Below are 16688 nucleotides of genomic sequence, written 5' to 3'. Positions count from 1 at the left end.
TCTACCATCAAAACCGATGCGGCACACAACGTAGCCGCCGTTTGATCGCGGAGACTCCAATGACCACCATCAAAGTCGCAGTCGTTTATCACAGTGGCTACGGCCATACATTAAAAGTCGCAGAAGCAGTTGCCGCTGGTGCCTCAAGCGTTAAAGGCGTTGTAGTGCGCATCATCAAAGCAGAAGAGGCCCATGAAGAATGGAATTTGCTCGACAGTGCTGACGCTATCATTATGGGCGCCCCCACTTACATGGGCAGCCTCTCGGCCCCCTTCAAAGCATTTATGGACGCGACGTCACACCTGCAATACGTTGAAAAACGGTGGGCAAACAAGGTAGCAGCAGGTTTCACGACTGGCGCGTCGCGTGGTGGAGATAAACAAAACTCGCTGGTACAACTTATGACCTTCGCAGCCCAGCACCAAATGCACTGGGTTAATTTGGGGTTGAACTACGGTAATAACCGCTCCTACACCAATGAAGACATTCTCAATCGCGACAGCTACACATTGGGTATGGCCGCTCAGGCTAACATGGACCAAGGCGGCGATGTCGCGCCCCCGTCATCCGACCTGAGAACTGCCCAATTCCTCGGTGCTCGCGTTGCCGAGGTCACACAAGAGCTTGTGGTAGGCAGACTGACACTGGGCCGCTTTCTGTCTCCCGGGGTCAGCGGAGGTTCCGACCAACAGGATCCGGAGCGTCGTGGTGTCGACAAGACGGCCGCCCCGAAAGTTCTTACGAGCCTGACCGCATCCTGAGAACATGATTGTTTTGTAACAACGACGCGAGTTTCGTGCAATAGCTTGTTCGCTGCGCCGGGGAGAATAGCCACCACTGCGCCGCATGTATTACTCCCAAATAATAAGACCCGTAGCAACACCTGGCGCACAGAGGCTATATCCTTTTCTGTGCGCCCCTTTTCGGCTTACAGACGACAACCTCCGGTTCACTTCATGTGAACTGCGGACTATTACCGCAGGGCTTGCCACCTGCTGCGCCAAAGTATTCCCATGAGGATTTCGCTACGGGTGCAGCACCAGAAACATGGAAGGAGCCATTCGAGCGAAACTCCCGTGAAACTCGCCTCGCTTCCATCATCTAACTTAACGAGATAATTATCATGTACATCGTCGACCTTACTTTGACCCAACCCTCTGAAGCCGTTGAACCGCATAACAAAGCCCACGGCGAATGGGTCCGTCGCTATATTGAAGACGGCCTCATCTTATTCGGCGCTGTAAAATCGGAAGGACGCGGTGGCGTGATCCTGGTAAACAACGTAACGCTGGACGCCTTAAACCAGGCATTGGCTGAAGACTCGTACGTTATAGCAAATGTCGGCACTTACGAAATAACGCCTATTTCGGTTAAACTGACCCAACCGTGGCTGAATGATCTCAAAAACGTCTGACATCTCAGATCGCCTACTCTTCCTCAGGGTAGGCTAATCCTCTCTTCAACAATACTATAAACGAGCCAGTTTTTTTGGCTCGCAAGTTAAGCGATTGCCATCGACCCTGACGCTGGCATAGAGAGCTATGGCTACTCCCAGTCATTTACCGGGCGGTAAGCTCTGACTCAAGCAGGGGCCTGCGTACTCAGTATTTTCTTATTGGGGGGATGGCGAGCAGGCGAAAATCTGACGCACTATTTGCCGGCTCGGCCATCCGAGGCGTTATGAGCTGGCTGATTTAAGCCATGAATCTAACATATCAATCTGTACAAAATGCGTTGGCACTTCGTACGGTGGAAAACGCAACCAAAAGTGCGTATCACGAGAGACGTACAGCTCCGTCACCGTTAATGGCTTATGGGACGGCTCCGGCCATCCTAGCAATGATCGCAATGCGTCTACATTGTTTGTCAAAAAAACTCGACGGCGTTCTATTTTTTCGAGCTGACCTCGGTCGTTACCGCGACCAAAAATCCGATCCCGCAATCGTCGCGCATCTTTGAGGCAAAATGCAGGCTGGTTATATTTGCACTCCACGGTCAGCCACTGATTTTCCTCCGGCCGATACGCAAGCACATCGAAGTCCCCCACGTCCGGAAATTGCTGCTTGGGAAACCGATACTTGAAGTCGATGCCCTTCGCGACATATGCCATATCCCGGGTGACAATCTCATACGCGCGGTCCTCCAAACGGTCTTCCAACTCCTTTTTCAGCCTTCCGACTACGTCGCGCACTGCAGGCCAAGGATAGTCTGCCGGCAGATAACCAGCTGAGATGGAATTGGTCCAGATGCGCTTAGCTCGATCAACTGCAGCAGCCCCCCACAGTACCCGCCCTCCCGAAAGGCTGATGAGCGGGCGAATAGTATGACGACTCCCGCGTTTCGAGTGCTCCCAGACGGGAACGTCGCTTTCTACCACATCCTTGCCAATCAGCCGCCAGGCATCCTCAGGCGCAAGCAGCAAAAACTCTACTACGTCCAATGCTCTCTCAAGCGGCAGACTCGGGTAGGCTTCCACAGCTCGCTCTGCGATCGTTCTGCGGTCACTTACATATCCGCAAGCAAGCTCCTCGGCACCGTCGGCAGACACCCATAGGATTAGGATGGAGAGTACCTGCAACAAGTGCGAGTAGCTGAATTTGAGATCCTTGACGAAAGCATTATCCAATACTGCGGTGTAATCCTCCATGGACAGCGCCGTAGTGACTTTGTCTTCCTCCATGACATTGGTACCTAGACGCAAGGCTGCCATTTCGCGCCCAAATACCTCTTCCTGATGCTTACGCCCTACCGAGTAAAACACCTCGGGGACATATTGATCGCTTACTCTCAGACCACCCACATCGATGCCGTTGTGAAGAACGTCGCTGGCATCGTACAGCACGTACAACCAGTCGATCATCGCCAGAATCGAGAGAACGGCTTCGGCGCGAACTGGCGAGTTCTGGGGGGATGTCAAAACCAGCGCGCTTTCTAACAGGTACCGATAGTTTTTGCTTTCATTGACAAAATTTCTCCGGCCTTCTGCCAGGTGCTGTTCGCGATCGTAGTCAACTTCATGCCTTAAACTCTGCTTGACCCGCAGCTCCTTCCGGTTATCTTCAGCGATCAGAGCATCGTGCTGCTCGACGCAATATCGCAGAAGGCTCTCGCGGTCCAACACGCCGATACGCTGGTGCACAGCGTCCCGGAATGCTGCGCGTGCTGGGTTGATCAGAGCCTTAGCGGCCTCAAGCAAATACTCGCCAGGAGACACACCTTGATCTTTCAGCAGAATGGCAAGGTTCCGCCTTGCCACCTTGTAGTCTTCGGGTTTTGGCACTTCTGGGCTGGTGTAGTCGGGGACATCCACTGAGCGCTCCAAGCGATTCAGTGTAAAGCGCCGCTGTCGACTGGACGTCCGCTCCATGGCCTGCCGCAACTCAGGCGGTATTGTGGAACCCAACACAGAAAAGAGTTGTTCAAGGATGGCCAACGCGCACGCCACTTCGAAACCAGCATCCTCGGTGTTCTCCAGCCCCTGCACTAATCTCGCCAGGTTAACCGTCAGTCCAGCGCGGTAGTTATCAGCATCACTCTGAGAGCCCCCGCGCCTTGAAGTCACCAAAGGCATCGCAATCGCTTGCTGGATTTGTTCCTCCGGCACCGATGCCAGCAAATGGGGAGCACTGAAACAATCCAAGGTCACCCTGCGAAACGGAAGATTCAAGAACGGAGAGATGATCGAGGCTCTTTCAGCAAGGCTGTCCGCGGCGATTTGTGTAAAAAGCTCCAGGTGTGGACCATCTTCCCGTGTCAGGCCCACCGCATCGACATCAAGAACAAAGTGTACCGTGGTGTTACTCAGTACTGACGACCAGGCTTGTTTGGGGGCATTTTTCGCAACGACCCGTGTCAACGAACTTTCCCGCTCACGAATATGCGTCTGCCATACACTCCCCTCGTCCGGAAAATTCAACGGTGCCTGTGCCCAATGTTGCTGCAAATTACGATAGCGCCAGGACGCCCCCCAGTGCGGGTCCAATCCAAGAAAGTCAGGGTTCACTGCGCCTTCAACTAATTGAGCATGGGCATCACGGAAAGACCCGAACAGGTCCCCCAAGTCACCGAACATCGGGCCGCGAAATTGCTTCAGACCATCAACGTAGCTCCAGAATTTTACCAGCTCTCCCACTGACTCAACCGAATCGAAGATGGTGCAGGCGTCCAGCAGAGTCATTACTCGCGTGCCCTCACCCGGCAGCTTGAGCACTGAGAATTTATTTGAGAACTGGGCTTTTACTAAGACTATTTCAATGTCGGCTGGCTTTGGGAGCACTCCATCCGCGTCAAGAATTTGAAACCCGTGACGAGAACCCTCAACTCGAAATCCCCAGTCCACTGCCCGCATCACCCTGCGCATGGCAGTAACAGTTTTTCCTGCCGTTTCCAGTTGCCCAGATGTCACCGGCACGACCACAAAAAAGCGATCATCGTCGCGAAGGATTGCAGCGATTGCCACCGGCACGCGTTCGTGGCGTGACTCCAAAAACAGCGGCCCTGACTTGCAGGTGCGATGATCTATCCGTTTTTCCAGGTACCCTCCAAGCCGCGTGGCAAGGTGAGCTGAAAACACCTGCCGAGTCTTGGCCCAGGCCTCTACAACGACAGTCATGGTGTTACGCAGGCCAATTGAACGCAGAACCCCATCTACCCGTATCGCCAACCACGGCAACACCGTACCGGTCATCACCGCATCTGCAAACTCGCTTTCGTTGCTCCACGCTGAAGGATGACCTAGCTCCACAATATATTGATCCCGCGCATCCTCTACCGCAGGCAATTGCGTTAAGGCTGACAGCATTGCGTTCCAGAAAAACACGGGCGGTACCTCAATGTGTCCTGGATCCTCTTCTCCAACATCTTCGCCGCCGTTGCCTGGCACCTGGCGCAAGAGTTCGCTCTGAATTCTGGCTGCGCACTCTAGATCCAACTCGGCCTGCGGGTCGTGTCCATAGCAAATCCGGAATGCCTCTACATAGTCAACGATACGTTGAACAGGTCCGCCATGAAGGATCCCGACGGGCAGGTCTCCCAGCAGAATCTTGACCGCTCCCCAATCAGCATCGGGCACGTAATCCTCCAACATACCTAATGCAGGAAGAGCGTCGAACAAGGAGGTGCAAAACTCGGCGAAAACGTCGTAGGTGTTCATGCGGGCGGGCAGGAAACATTCAGCCGGGGTAGCTACTAGCAGGCTGAACGCAAGCATATGTTTTACCTGAGACGCCCGATTCGGCAGCCACAGATCAGAGATGTTAAGGGCGGTGACGACGTCACCGGGATGAAAGCGTGTGATGACGGCGCGAACCTGGGCGCAGGATGCAAGAAATGCTTGATCGGACATCTTCCGGCGCTCATCCATGGCTCGTTGGATCTCTGGCGTGAGACCCGGCATATCCAATGGCTTTACGCGCTGCTTCTTGCGTTTCTTCTTCCCCACAATCCCGCTCCTTGAGTGTTGGTCCAGCTAAGCACACCGGCCGCAGTTTTAGCACCCTAACGCTGCCGATACTCGATTAAGCTATCTTAAAATCCATCATGCGTGTCCGTTCCTCAGTTTTCACAACCATGTCCCCTAGTGAGTAAGCGGCAGATTCCGCACATTGGAATCGACCGCCTGAACGTCACCCTCATCATCGGATTACGCAAACCTATTCCGACATTACTTCAAGAATGGCCCCCCTGAGCCACTGCTCTGCGGGACTGCTGTCGCTCGCGCCACTCCAAGTGAGAGAGACATCATGGCCCGCCACCTCCAAGGGCAGTGGTTCTGCATGCAGATCGCAGACCTCCACCATGCGCGAGGCGACATAGTCAGGTACGGTGGCCAGCATGTTCGTTCCAGTCAATATCGACGCCATCGAGCTGAACTGCGGAAGCGCCAGCATCACATTTCTGGTCAAGCCAAGTTTCGCCAGTTCAGTGTCCATATACCCATTGAGATCTCCGTTAAACGAGACGAGGACGTGGGGGCGCGCGCAGTACTCTTTTAAGGAAAGCGGAGTGGAGGCTCGCATGGCACTGAGGACCACAGGCCGAGTGGCTCTGAGCCTGCGCCGTTTGGAGTTCGCAGGGAGTTCGTCCGTGTGGCTGACACCGAGACTTACTTCATTGGAAAGCAGCATACGGGGCATCTCTCGGAAATCCGCCCGCCGGATTACCAAAGAAACGTTGGGAGCATGAGCTCCCATATACGCCAGAAGTTGTGGCATCAGCCCAAACTCGACGTCATCAGACATGCCGATTCGGAACACCTGCCTACTGGAGGCGGGATCGAAAATCTGCTTGCTGGACAAAGCAGACATCATCCCGTCGAGGGCCGGAGTCAGAAGCTGAGCGATATCTAAGGCTCGCGAGGTCGGCTCCATGAACTCACCTGATCGAATGAAGAGTGGGTCACCGAAAAGATCTCTCAACTTCGCCAGGGAGGAACTGACTGCCGACTGGCTCGTAAACAGATTTTTGGACGCCCGGGTGACGTTTCGCTCACGCAGAACCATCTCGAACACGATAAGAAGGTTCATGTCCAAGCGACGTAGATTTTCCCGGTTCATTGATCTGCTCCCTCTCGCCACAACGTAAGTCATTACCTGGGAAAAACCGTGTGCGAGATTCTGCTTATTTGAAAACTGCGGGCCGACGGTAATCAGCCGGAAACGCTCTACGCACTCCCCATCAAGGGGCACCTGCGCGCCAAGCCAACAAGAAACCGCCCCACCTTTGGCATTGAATCGAGGCCACCAAAGGCGGAGGCTTCAGGTCACGGCTACGGCTCCTTCTTGGAGGAGGCAACCGCGACTGGATTGGCCCAGCCACCTCCCAGCGCTTTGATCAATCCAACAGCGGAGCGTGCGCGGTCACCGTCCAGTTGCACCGAGGTACGTTTTTGCAAGAGCACGCTGCGATCAGCGTCAATGACCTGCAATTGGTCAGTGGTGCCCTCGGTGTATTGCATCAACGCCAACTGCGCTGCTTTGGAGGCTGAGGCTACAGAGTCATCCTGCTGCTTGGTTTGATCGCCCAGCAATCTGAGATTGGCAAGGTTGTCCTCAACTTCACCGAAAGCCTTGAGTACCGTCTCGCGGTAGTTCGCCACCTGCTCCTCGTAATGAGCTCGCTCTTTGTCGAGATTCGCCTGGCGCCGCCCACCATCAAAAATCGGCAAGCTCATCATCGTCCCTACGAGCGGGCGAGCAGGAACGTCCGGCTCGACCAGTTACCCAAGTCACCCAGATCATCAGATTCGAATCCGAATCCGCCAGTCAGGTTGAGCCGAGGGAAAAACGCGGCTTTGGCCACCCCAATGTCAGCATTGGCTGCTGCCATGGCTCGCTCAGCAGCCGCAATGTCCGGCCGGCGCTCAAGCAGCGAGGACGGCAAGCCGGCGGGTATGTCGACCGCCACACGCTCAATTGGCTGCGCGCTAAAGCTGAACTGCGAAGGGTTCTCGCCGAGCAGAATCGCCAACGCGTGCTCCGCGACCGCGCGCTGACGCTGGAAGCCGAGCAAGTCAGCACGTGCCGAGGACAGTTCAGACCTTGAGCGAGACAGATCCAGGTCCTCGCTGGTCCCTTCATCCACCCGTGCTTGGATGACTTTGAGCGTACGTTCGCGCAGGCTCACCGTGTCCGCATAAAGGGCAACGTCGGCATCGAGTTCCCGAAGCTGGAAGTAAGCCAACGCCACATCTGCCTGAAGCATTAACTGCACGGAGCGAAACAGTGCCTCGTTGCGTTGAAACTCAGCGTCACCGGCCTCTACGGCAGATGATACGCGGCCGAACAGATCTACCTCATAGGAGAAATCGATCTGCGCGCGGTACAGGGTCTGCGCTGAATTCGAATCGCCGTCCGACTTGCCCTGTGCCGCAGGTGACTGGCGCTGGCGGGTCGGTCCAAGCCCGGCATTGATGTCCGGATACTTGTCGGCATGCACATTCTGCTGCAGGGCTCGAGCCTGCTTAAGACGCGCAGCGGCTGCCTTGAGGTTTTGGTTTGCACCAACAGCCTGACTCTCTAGGCGGTTGAGCGTAGAGTCACCGAAAACAACCCACCACTCCCCTCTTTCCAGCTGTTCCGACGGCTGCGCTTGTTTCCATTTATCAGTTTGATCCGCATCCCTGCTCGCCTCTTTAAACGCCTGAGGAGTAGCCATCTCAGGGCGTTCGTAGGTCGGGCCTACGGAGCAAGCAGCAAGAGCCACGCTGAGCAGAGAGAACGCAAATGTTGCTGTTAGACGTTTCATGCTGTTTTCTCCACTCAGGCTTCATGAGCCGGTTCAATTGCGGCATGAACACTGGCCGAATGCAGCGGTTTGTTACCACTGATTTTGCGCAGCAGCACGTAGAACACCGGGGTGAGGAACAATCCGAAGAAGGTCACACCGAGCATGCCAAAGAACACTGCGATCCCCATTGCATAACGCATCTCCGACCCTGGGCCGGTGGATACGACCAGTGGCACAACACCCATGATGAAAGCGAACGATGTCATCAGGATTGGACGCAGGCGCAGACGACTCGACTCGATGGCAGCCTTGACGGTGGCCATACCTTGCATTTCTAGCTCCCGAGCAAACTCGACAATGAGGATTGCGTTTTTCGCAGAGAGCCCCACCAGCACCATCAGACCGATCTGGGTAAAGATGTTGTTGTCACCACCCAGTAACCAGACGCCCGTCAGCGCAGAGAGGATGCTCATTGGTACGATCATGATGACCGCCATTGGCAACGCCAGGCTTTCGTACAGTGCAGCGAGCACCATGAACACGAGCAACACGCTGATTGGAAAGATCCAAACACCTGCGCTACCAGCCAGTTTTTGTTGATAGGCCAGATCGGTCCATTCCCACTTCACGCCACGCGGCAGCGTCTCTGCAGCAATGCGCTGGATAGCAGCCTGAGCCTGACCAGTCGAATACCCTGGCGCCGGGCTTGCGCTGATATCGGCGGCACTGTAGCCGTTGTAACGAACCACCATCTCTGGACCGAATGTCGGGGTCACTTTGACCAGCGACGACAGTGGGACCATCTCGCCCTTGTCGTTACGAGTTTTGAGGTTGCCGATATCATCGCTGGTGGCACGGAATGGAGCGTCCGCCTGCGCACGGACCTGGTAAACCCGACCGAACAGGTTGAAGTCATTCACGTACAGCGAGCCCAGATATACCTGCATGGTGTTGAACACATCGGTTACCGGCACACCGAGCTGCATCGCTTTGACCCGATCAAGATCCACGTCCAGCTGGGGAACGTTTATTTGATAGCTACTGAACGTCGAAGCCAGTTCGGGCGACTCCATTGCACGTTTAACAAAAGCCTGCGTGGCCACATCCAGCGCGGTGAAACCCAGATCCGCTTGATCCTCCAGCTGCAATTTGAAGCCGCCCAAGGTGCCAAGACCCAAGACAGGTGGCGGAGGGAATACGCCGATGTAGGCACCCTTCAGTGCGGCGAATTTCTCCTTCAGCGCGGCGGTGATCTCAGCAGCGGACTTACCTTTTTCCTGACGCTCTTCTGATGGGTCCAGTACGACGAAAAGTACGCCCGCACTCGATGAGTTGGTGAAGCCATTGATGGATAGCCCTGGGAAGGCAGCGGCTGACCATACGCCAGGTTGTTTCATGGCGATCTCAGACATCTGACGAATTACTTCGTCAGTACGATCCAATGTCGCCCCGCTTGGCAGTTGGGCAAAACTGATCAGGTAATCCTTGTCCTGCTGCGGGATAAACCCGGACGGTACGGTCTTGCCGACCAACACCGTACAGCCGAGCAGCACCGCATAAATGATCAGCATGATGGTCTTGCGTCCAACAACAGCCTTGACCCCTACCGCATAACGATTGGCGCCACGATGAAAGACGTTGTTGAAGACGCGAAAGAAGCCACCAAACAAGCGATCCATCACGCGTGTCAACCAATCTTTCGGATGGTCGTGTCCACGCAAAAGCAACGCTGCCAGCGCCGGAGAAAGGGTCAGCGAGTTGAAAGCAGAAATGACAGTGGAGATCGCAATGGTCATCGCAAACTGTTTGTAGAACTGACCACTGATGCCGGACATGAACGCCAGTGGGACGAACACAGCTACCAGCGTCAAAGCAATTGCAATGATCGGTCCGCTAACCTCCTGCATGGCTTTATACGTGGCGTCTTTAGGCGATAATCCAGCCTCGATATTACGCTCCACGTTTTCCACGACGACGATCGCGTCGTCGACCACAATGCCGATCGCGAGTACCAGACCAAAGAGCGAGAGCGCATTGATTGAGAAGCCGAACACTTCCAACAAAGCAAACGTACCAATGATCGAAACAGGCACGGCCAACAGCGGGATCAGGGATGCCCGCCAAGTCTGCAGGAATACCACCACCACCAGAACGACCAGCAGAATCGCTTCGATCAGGGTATGGACGACCGCGCGGATACTGTCACGCACGAACTTCGGTGGATCGTAGGTAATCAGGTATTCGACGCCCTCTGGCATATCTTTTTGCAGCTCAGCCATGGTCTGGTGAACAGCATCAGAGATGTCCAGAGAGTTCGCGCCAGGCAACTGATAGATCCACAGCGCCACGGCGGGTTTATTGTCGATACGGGCACGGAAGCCATAGTCCGCGGCGCCAAGCTCGATGCGAGCCACGTCACGCAAATGCGTCACTGCACCGTTGGGCGCTTTGAGCACAATATTCTCGAACTCCTCAACCGTCTGCAGGCGGCCCTTGGCGTTCACGCTCAATTGCAGTGGAGCGTCGGGAAGCGATGGAGAGGCACCGATCAACCCCGCAGCGACCTGGACGTTTTGGTCCTGAATCGATTTGATGACGTCAGTCGCGGTGAGATCCCTAGCAGCGACCTTCTTCGGGTCTAACCACACCCGCATCGAATAGTCACCAGAACCTTTGATCTGCACCTCAGAGACGCCCGAGATACGTTCGATCCGGTTCTTCACGTTAATCAGCGCATAGTTGCGCAGATAGGTCATGTCGTAACGGTCGTTCGGCGAGATCAGATGCACAGTCATGGTCATAGCTGGCGAGCCTTTGACCGTTGTCACACCCAAACGCTGCACATCGGTAGGCAGTTTCGGCAGTGCCTGTGAAACACGATTCTGCACCAACTGCTGGGCAAGGTTAGGGTCAGTACCCAGCTTGAATGTGACCGTCAAAGTCATGTTGCCGTCGGTGTTCGCCTGAGACTGCATGTACAGCATGTTCTCGACACCGTTGATTTTCTCCTCCAGCGGCGAGGCCACCGTTGCGGCGATGACCTTGGGGTTTGCGCCAGGGAACTGCGCTTGAACCGTAACCGTGGGTGGAATTACTTCCGGGTATTCCGACACCGGGAGCAGCGACATCGAGATCAGCCCTGCAAGCAGGATCAACATCGACAGCACCCCGGCGAAGATCGGCCGGTCAATAAAGAATTTTGAGATATTCATGGCGTTCTCCGGTCTCCCGACTCAGCGCTGCTTAACTGCGGTATCAGCCCGAGCGAGGTCGGACTGAAGCAAAGCGCTACCGTCCAGCGCCACTTCTTTGGAGCGCACAGCGTCCCCCGGACGGACCAACTGAAGGCCGGTAACGATGATTCGCTCATCGGCAGACAGACCGCTCTCAATCACACGTTTACCGTCGTAAAGCGAGCCCGTTTTGACCTCCCGATAGCTCGCCCGGTTGCTGCTATCCACCACCAAGACATAACGCTTGTTTTGATCAGTACCGATGGATTTATCGTCAACCAGAATGGCCTGGTGCGGAGCACCGCCGAAGCGGATGTTGGCGTAAAGACCTGGCACGAGTTCGCCTTTGGAGTTGTCAAAAATCGCACGAACACGGATGGTGCCGGAGGAAGTGTCCATGACGTTGTCAACCGAGTTCAGCAGCCCTTCGCGAGGGAAACCGGTTTCGTTGGCAAGTCCCATGTGCACCGCGACCGGCTGCTTCACCAGTTGGGTAGGGTTCACGTACTTGAGGAAACTTTGCTCATCCACATCGAACGAGGCGTACAGGTGATCGGTGGACACCAATGTGGTCAATGCCGGTGAGTCAGGCGCGGACGATACGATGTTACCCACGGTGATTTCAGCGCGAGACATGCGCCCTGAAATAGGCGCTGTTACAGTCGAATACTCAAGGTCGAGACGGGCTGTGGCGAGTTGGGCTTGTGCCGCTTGAACCGACGCAGCCGCCTCGCGAGCGTCATTTTGACGATCGTCATACACGCTCTTTGATACAGCGTTCGCACTGATCAAGCGCTCCGCACGACCAAGCTCGGTTGCCGTGTATCCAGCACGAGCTTTGGCGGCTGCCAACTGAGCTTCCGCACGCTGAACCTCCGCCTGGAATGGCCGGGGGTCGATGGTGAAAAGCACATCCCCCTTCTTCACAAAACTGCCGTCTTTAAAGTTGACCTGAACGAGCTTGCCCGAGACCTGCGGACGGATTTCGATGTGCTCGACGGCTTGCAGACGGCCGGAATACGACTGCCAATCTACGATCGAGCGGCTCAAAACCTTGGTGACGTCTACTTCGGGGAGCGCTGCAGCGGTTTCGGCATGAGCCGCAGCCGGAATGCTATGTCCGTTGAAACCGAGAAAACCGCCGCCACCGACAATCAACGCCAACGCAGTCATTGCAAACTTGAGCCGCAGCTTGCGACCACTTGCGGATTTCACAACGGTGCCTTGAGCACCAATGCCCGCCCCCAGACCGACCGGCGCAGGAATAAACAGCGGGGCGAAGTCACCAATTGGCGCTTTATGTTGAGAATCTTTATGAATAGTCATGATCAAAATCTCCGAGCAAATTAGGTATTAAAAGAAAGAACGTTTAATAAACTTTTCTCCATCGACCACATGGCACTCGACGGAACACTCGAAACACTTACGTTGAGTTAGATCTTATAACTATGAATAACGCAAACTTTCGACTGCAACTTCAAATCCAAATCGCGGGTGAGCGAAAGCGCTGCGTCTATCACTAACCCGCGAATTACTGTGGCGTTAGAACTTCAAGAAATCAGCGGTCTTATGGGACCAACTTCATTTCACGCAAACGCAGCAGTTGCTGACGGAAGCTGTCGTGGGTGTCGATGACTTCGGTAAAACCTGCTTGGGCCAATTTGACAGTGCTGAGCACAACGTCTTCATCCCAATTCAGACAAGCATCGAGGAAGCCCCAGTTAGCGATTTGATCGTAAGGGGTGGCCACCAGGCCGTGCTTCTCAACCAGCTTATCCCACACTGGTTTCATGCTTTCCATTTGGCTGGCCAGGTGCATCGGTTGAGGTTCACCAGCTTCGATGCCGTAGACTTCAGCCAGCACTTTCCACATGTGACGCCACCGGAAGGAGTCGCCGTTGGTGATGTTGAAAACTTGATTACGGGCGCCTTCTGCGTCCAGGGACCACAATGCTGCGCGACCAAAAAGTTGAGCATCCATTGTTTGGTGCAGTGCAGACCAGGTGCCCCAGCTGCCTGGGAAGCGCAAAGGTGCGCCGAGTTCACGACTGATAGCGGCAAAGGTCGCCAGGCCGGTCACCAGGTTCATTGGCGATGCGATGCTTGGGCCGAACACCATGTGCGGACGCAAAACCGTCCAGGTTGCACCATGGCGCTGCGCCCATTCAGCCAACAGATCTTCTTGCTGATGGTAGAAAATCGGTGCCGCTAGGCGAGGATCGCTTTCGCGGGCCGGGGTTTTCATCGACCCCAAGTGGAAACCGTAGGATTTCGCACCGCCCATCAGGACGACATTACCGACTGGCACGTCGCGAGCGGAAAGAGCATCAAGGGTATTCTGCAGGATGGCGATGTTGTCGTTGATGGATTTCTCCATGCTGCCACCGTCCACATAGGCAGCGAACGCGAGGTCGATCTTGCCGTCGATTCCTGCCAGCGCTTTGCGAGTCGCCTCAGCATTCAGGAGATCCACCGACAGACTGGTAGGCGCCTTGCCACCTGCGAAGTGGTGAGCAGGTGGAGCGCGACGTGCGGCGGTGATGACGCGGCGGTTTGGATCAGCCAGAGCTGCGTCCGTAATGCCGGTGCCGAGTACGCCGTAGGCTCCGGTGATCAGCAGGTTGCGTGGCGAGTTATCTTGAGTGGTCATTTCGATTTCTCCAGGTGGATAACACAGTTCGTTGTGAACATGGTGTAAGCGTATGCTTCGGTATCTCTTCCAGTTAGCGGGCATTGGGAAGAGAACCTATGCCTGAGAGTCCTAAATGATGTCTAAGAAACGCTGAGTCGTTACCTGCTTTCCACTCCAGCCTCACGGCACAGAGCACGACCACCCCTTCGCGTTACCGTCTTGATATGCCTATCGCTCATATGTCCGACCAAGCCGCTTGCTTCATCAAAAACTCGATGAAAAGGCGAACGCGTGCAGGCACCTGCTTGCCAAAGGCATGTAGGGCATACACAGGCAACTGCACTAAATCCAGTTGCGGCAATATCTGCACAAGATCGCCAGACGCGAGGTCGTCCGAGACCGTAACTCTGAGGAGGTAGGCGACACCGGCCCCAGACATTGATGCACGCCTGATTGATCCAGCATCATCCGTGTCGAAGCGACTGTTGAGCAGGATCGTTTGCCCGTTTGCCAGCGACACTGGCCAAGGTTTTCCTGCGGCCGCATACCGCAGCCCCTGATGGGAGTCCAGATCTTCAACCGTCCGTGGTAGACCGTGTCGCTGAATGTAAGCCGGTGATGCAACCATCACCCAGTGAAGATCTGTGATTTTTCTGCTGAGCAGTTCGCTGTCGGTCAATGTGCCCATACGAATGGCAACGTCGTAGCCTTCGCGGATCAGATCAACAAAACGATCGGTGACGTTCAGCTCAATTTTGACTTCCGGATACTGCTCAAGAAACTCTGCGGACCAGCGCGCGATCAGCATCCTCCCGAACTCCTGTGGAGCTGTGATACGCAGCAGACCCTTTACAGTGGTCGCACCTGCCGCAACGTCGTCAGCTTCGTCGATGGCCCTGAGCAGGGGCGCCACGCGATCGTAGTAGGTCTGCCCCTCGGCGGTGAGATTCAACGTGCGTGTGGAGCGCTGGAACAATCGGACACCCAGTCGCTGCTCCAGGCGTGCAACGCTTTTTGACACGGCCGATTGGCTCGAGCCGATCACCCGGCTTGCGGCACTGAACGACCCCTCCTCTGCCGTGCGTACAAACGCCACGAGTCCTGTGGTTTTTTCCAGAATTGTGGTCAAGCTACCCTTCCTCAGAAATCTATAGAGAAGCGAAAAGCCTCAAGGAATGCTGCCGTGAGGCAGCCCCGGAGCAGCCGTCAGGATGGCCTCTCCCTCAGAGCGGTGAATTCATCATGCTTACACCGTGCTGGTCACCGTGGGGCGCAAAATGGTACGAGCAAGAACTGCGAGTTGTTAATCCGTTGAGTCCGAGCTGCTATTCCTGGAGGTCTGAAATAGGGTCCTATTCTTCAAATCCGATCAAGCCTCGCCGTGGGCATTATTCCTCAATGGCGGGAAATATTTCTGCGACAGCCCCATTTGAGATTTCCTCGCTGAAATATAGGCACTTGCATCGTTATATCGCAGCGATTAAGTCAGATTTGGCCTCAGCCCGCCGCTGGCTGAGACCCATATTCTCAACATCACGATCCTAACCATGGCGTCAGTCAACGGTGACAACGATCCGGCCCAGATGCTCGTTTTTCTCCAGTTCGCGGTGGGCCTCGACCATTTGATCAAATCCGAAGGTTTGCGCGATCGTTGTCTTCAGCGAGCCATTCGCTAATCCGTCAAAAACAAAATCGGTAGCCTTGCGCTGACGAACAGGATCGGTTGTCGTTCCAAACAGGTTGTATCCACGAATAATAGGAGTTTTGGCTATCAGCGACAGAAGCGGTAATGGGGTGATCTCTTCGCTGAGCGCACCGTAGATGAAAATGGTGCCGCCCGGTGTAATCGCATCAACGAGCTTGGGAAAGTTAGCGCCGCCCACTGACTCGAAAATGATGTCGGCGCCTTTGCCGTTTGTAATGTTATTGACTGCTGTCACGAGGTCCTCTTCCCCCGTCACGATCACATGATCGGCTCCTGCCTTCAGTAGCTCATCGCTTTTAGCCCGGGTGCGTGTGAGCGCCACCGCTATACCGCCTCCTGCTTTCACAACTTGCAGCGTACCGACCCCAACGGAACTGGATGCTGCAGGAATCAAGACAACATCGCCCTTTTTCAGCAGACCGGTTTCGATTAGGGCTCCATAGGACGTTATGAATACATTCCAAATCGCAGTGGCCTGAGCAAAGGAGACTGAATCCGGCAATTTGACCACCGCATGAGCTGGCGCCAGAACCTGTTCACCGTACATGCCGTAATCATTCAGTGAGAACGATGGCACCGTACTCACACGGTCTCCCACTGCTACATGCTGAACCTCTCTCCCAATCGCCTCTACCACTCCAGCCGACTCATAACCCAAGCGAGCTGGCAGCTTAACGGGCTCGACGTATTCGCCGTTGCGCCACATGGATTCGGCGCGATTCAGGCCTATCGCATACACCCGGATAAGCACTTCTCCGACGCCGGGCTCCGGGGTGGGAATAGTCAGGTACTGAAGGACTTCCGGGCCGCCGTATTGAGTAAAACCAATTACACGAGTCATGCAGGTCACCATTGAAAGGAATGAGTGGATTACCCGGCAGTACTACAAGTC

The 16688-nt window shown here is 55.1% G+C and carries 11 protein-coding genes; 2 read left to right on the top strand and 9 right to left on the bottom strand.

Features of this window, described 5'->3' with window-relative positions:
• The first annotated feature begins 59 nt into the window (after positions 1–59).
• Complete coding sequence (locus ACWKWE_RS27580) at positions 60–761, top strand: flavodoxin family protein (protein WP_483852290.1); 702 nt, start codon at positions 60–62, stop codon at positions 759–761.
• Between the two features lie 362 nt (positions 762–1123).
• Complete coding sequence (locus ACWKWE_RS27575) at positions 1124–1414, top strand: YciI family protein (RefSeq protein WP_483852289.1); 291 nt, start codon at positions 1124–1126, stop codon at positions 1412–1414.
• A gap of 264 nt (positions 1415–1678) precedes the next feature.
• Here the strand turns inward: ACWKWE_RS27575 and ACWKWE_RS27570 are convergent, their stop codons facing one another.
• The 9 genes from ACWKWE_RS27570 to ACWKWE_RS27530 form a co-directional block, all read right to left on the bottom strand.
• Positions 1679–5440, bottom strand: coding sequence for a hypothetical protein (locus ACWKWE_RS27570; protein ID WP_483852288.1), 3762 nt, complete (start codon positions 5438–5440; stop codon positions 1679–1681).
• A gap of 211 nt (positions 5441–5651) precedes the next feature.
• Entirely contained in the window at positions 5652–6554 is a 903-nt protein-coding gene (locus tag ACWKWE_RS27565; protein WP_483852287.1) for a LysR substrate-binding domain-containing protein, read from the bottom strand.
• A gap of 212 nt (positions 6555–6766) precedes the next feature.
• The gene (locus tag ACWKWE_RS27560) at positions 6767–7171 is read right to left on the bottom strand and encodes a TolC family protein (protein ID WP_483852286.1); all 405 of its coding nucleotides are present in this window, start codon (positions 7169–7171) and stop codon (positions 6767–6769) included.
• An 8-nt stretch (positions 7172–7179) separates the two neighbouring features.
• On the bottom strand, positions 7180–8244 hold the full coding sequence (locus ACWKWE_RS27555) for an efflux transporter outer membrane subunit (protein ID WP_483852285.1): 1065 nt from the start codon (positions 8242–8244) through the stop codon (positions 7180–7182).
• Positions 8245–8258: 14 nt separating this feature from the next.
• A complete protein-coding gene (locus tag ACWKWE_RS27550; protein WP_483852284.1) occupies positions 8259–11438 on the bottom strand; it encodes an efflux RND transporter permease subunit in 3180 nt (1059 codons plus the stop codon).
• 21 nt (positions 11439–11459) lie between these two features.
• Complete coding sequence (locus tag ACWKWE_RS27545; RefSeq protein WP_483852283.1) at positions 11460–12785, bottom strand: efflux RND transporter periplasmic adaptor subunit; 1326 nt, start codon at positions 12783–12785, stop codon at positions 11460–11462.
• Positions 12786–13026: 241 nt separating this feature from the next.
• Complete coding sequence (locus ACWKWE_RS27540) at positions 13027–14109, bottom strand: SDR family oxidoreductase (RefSeq protein WP_483852282.1); 1083 nt, start codon at positions 14107–14109, stop codon at positions 13027–13029.
• Between the two features lie 217 nt (positions 14110–14326).
• Positions 14327–15220, bottom strand: coding sequence for a LysR family transcriptional regulator (locus ACWKWE_RS27535; RefSeq protein ID WP_483852281.1), 894 nt, complete (start codon positions 15218–15220; stop codon positions 14327–14329).
• A 424-nt stretch (positions 15221–15644) separates the two neighbouring features.
• Positions 15645–16637, bottom strand: a complete 993-nt coding sequence (locus tag ACWKWE_RS27530; RefSeq protein ID WP_483852280.1) for a zinc-dependent alcohol dehydrogenase family protein — start codon at positions 16635–16637, stop codon at positions 15645–15647.
• Positions 16638–16688 lie beyond the last annotated feature (51 nt).

The organism is Pseudomonas salicis, from assembly GCF_057128705.1.
This window is presented reverse-complemented; position numbering and strand designations above follow the sequence as displayed.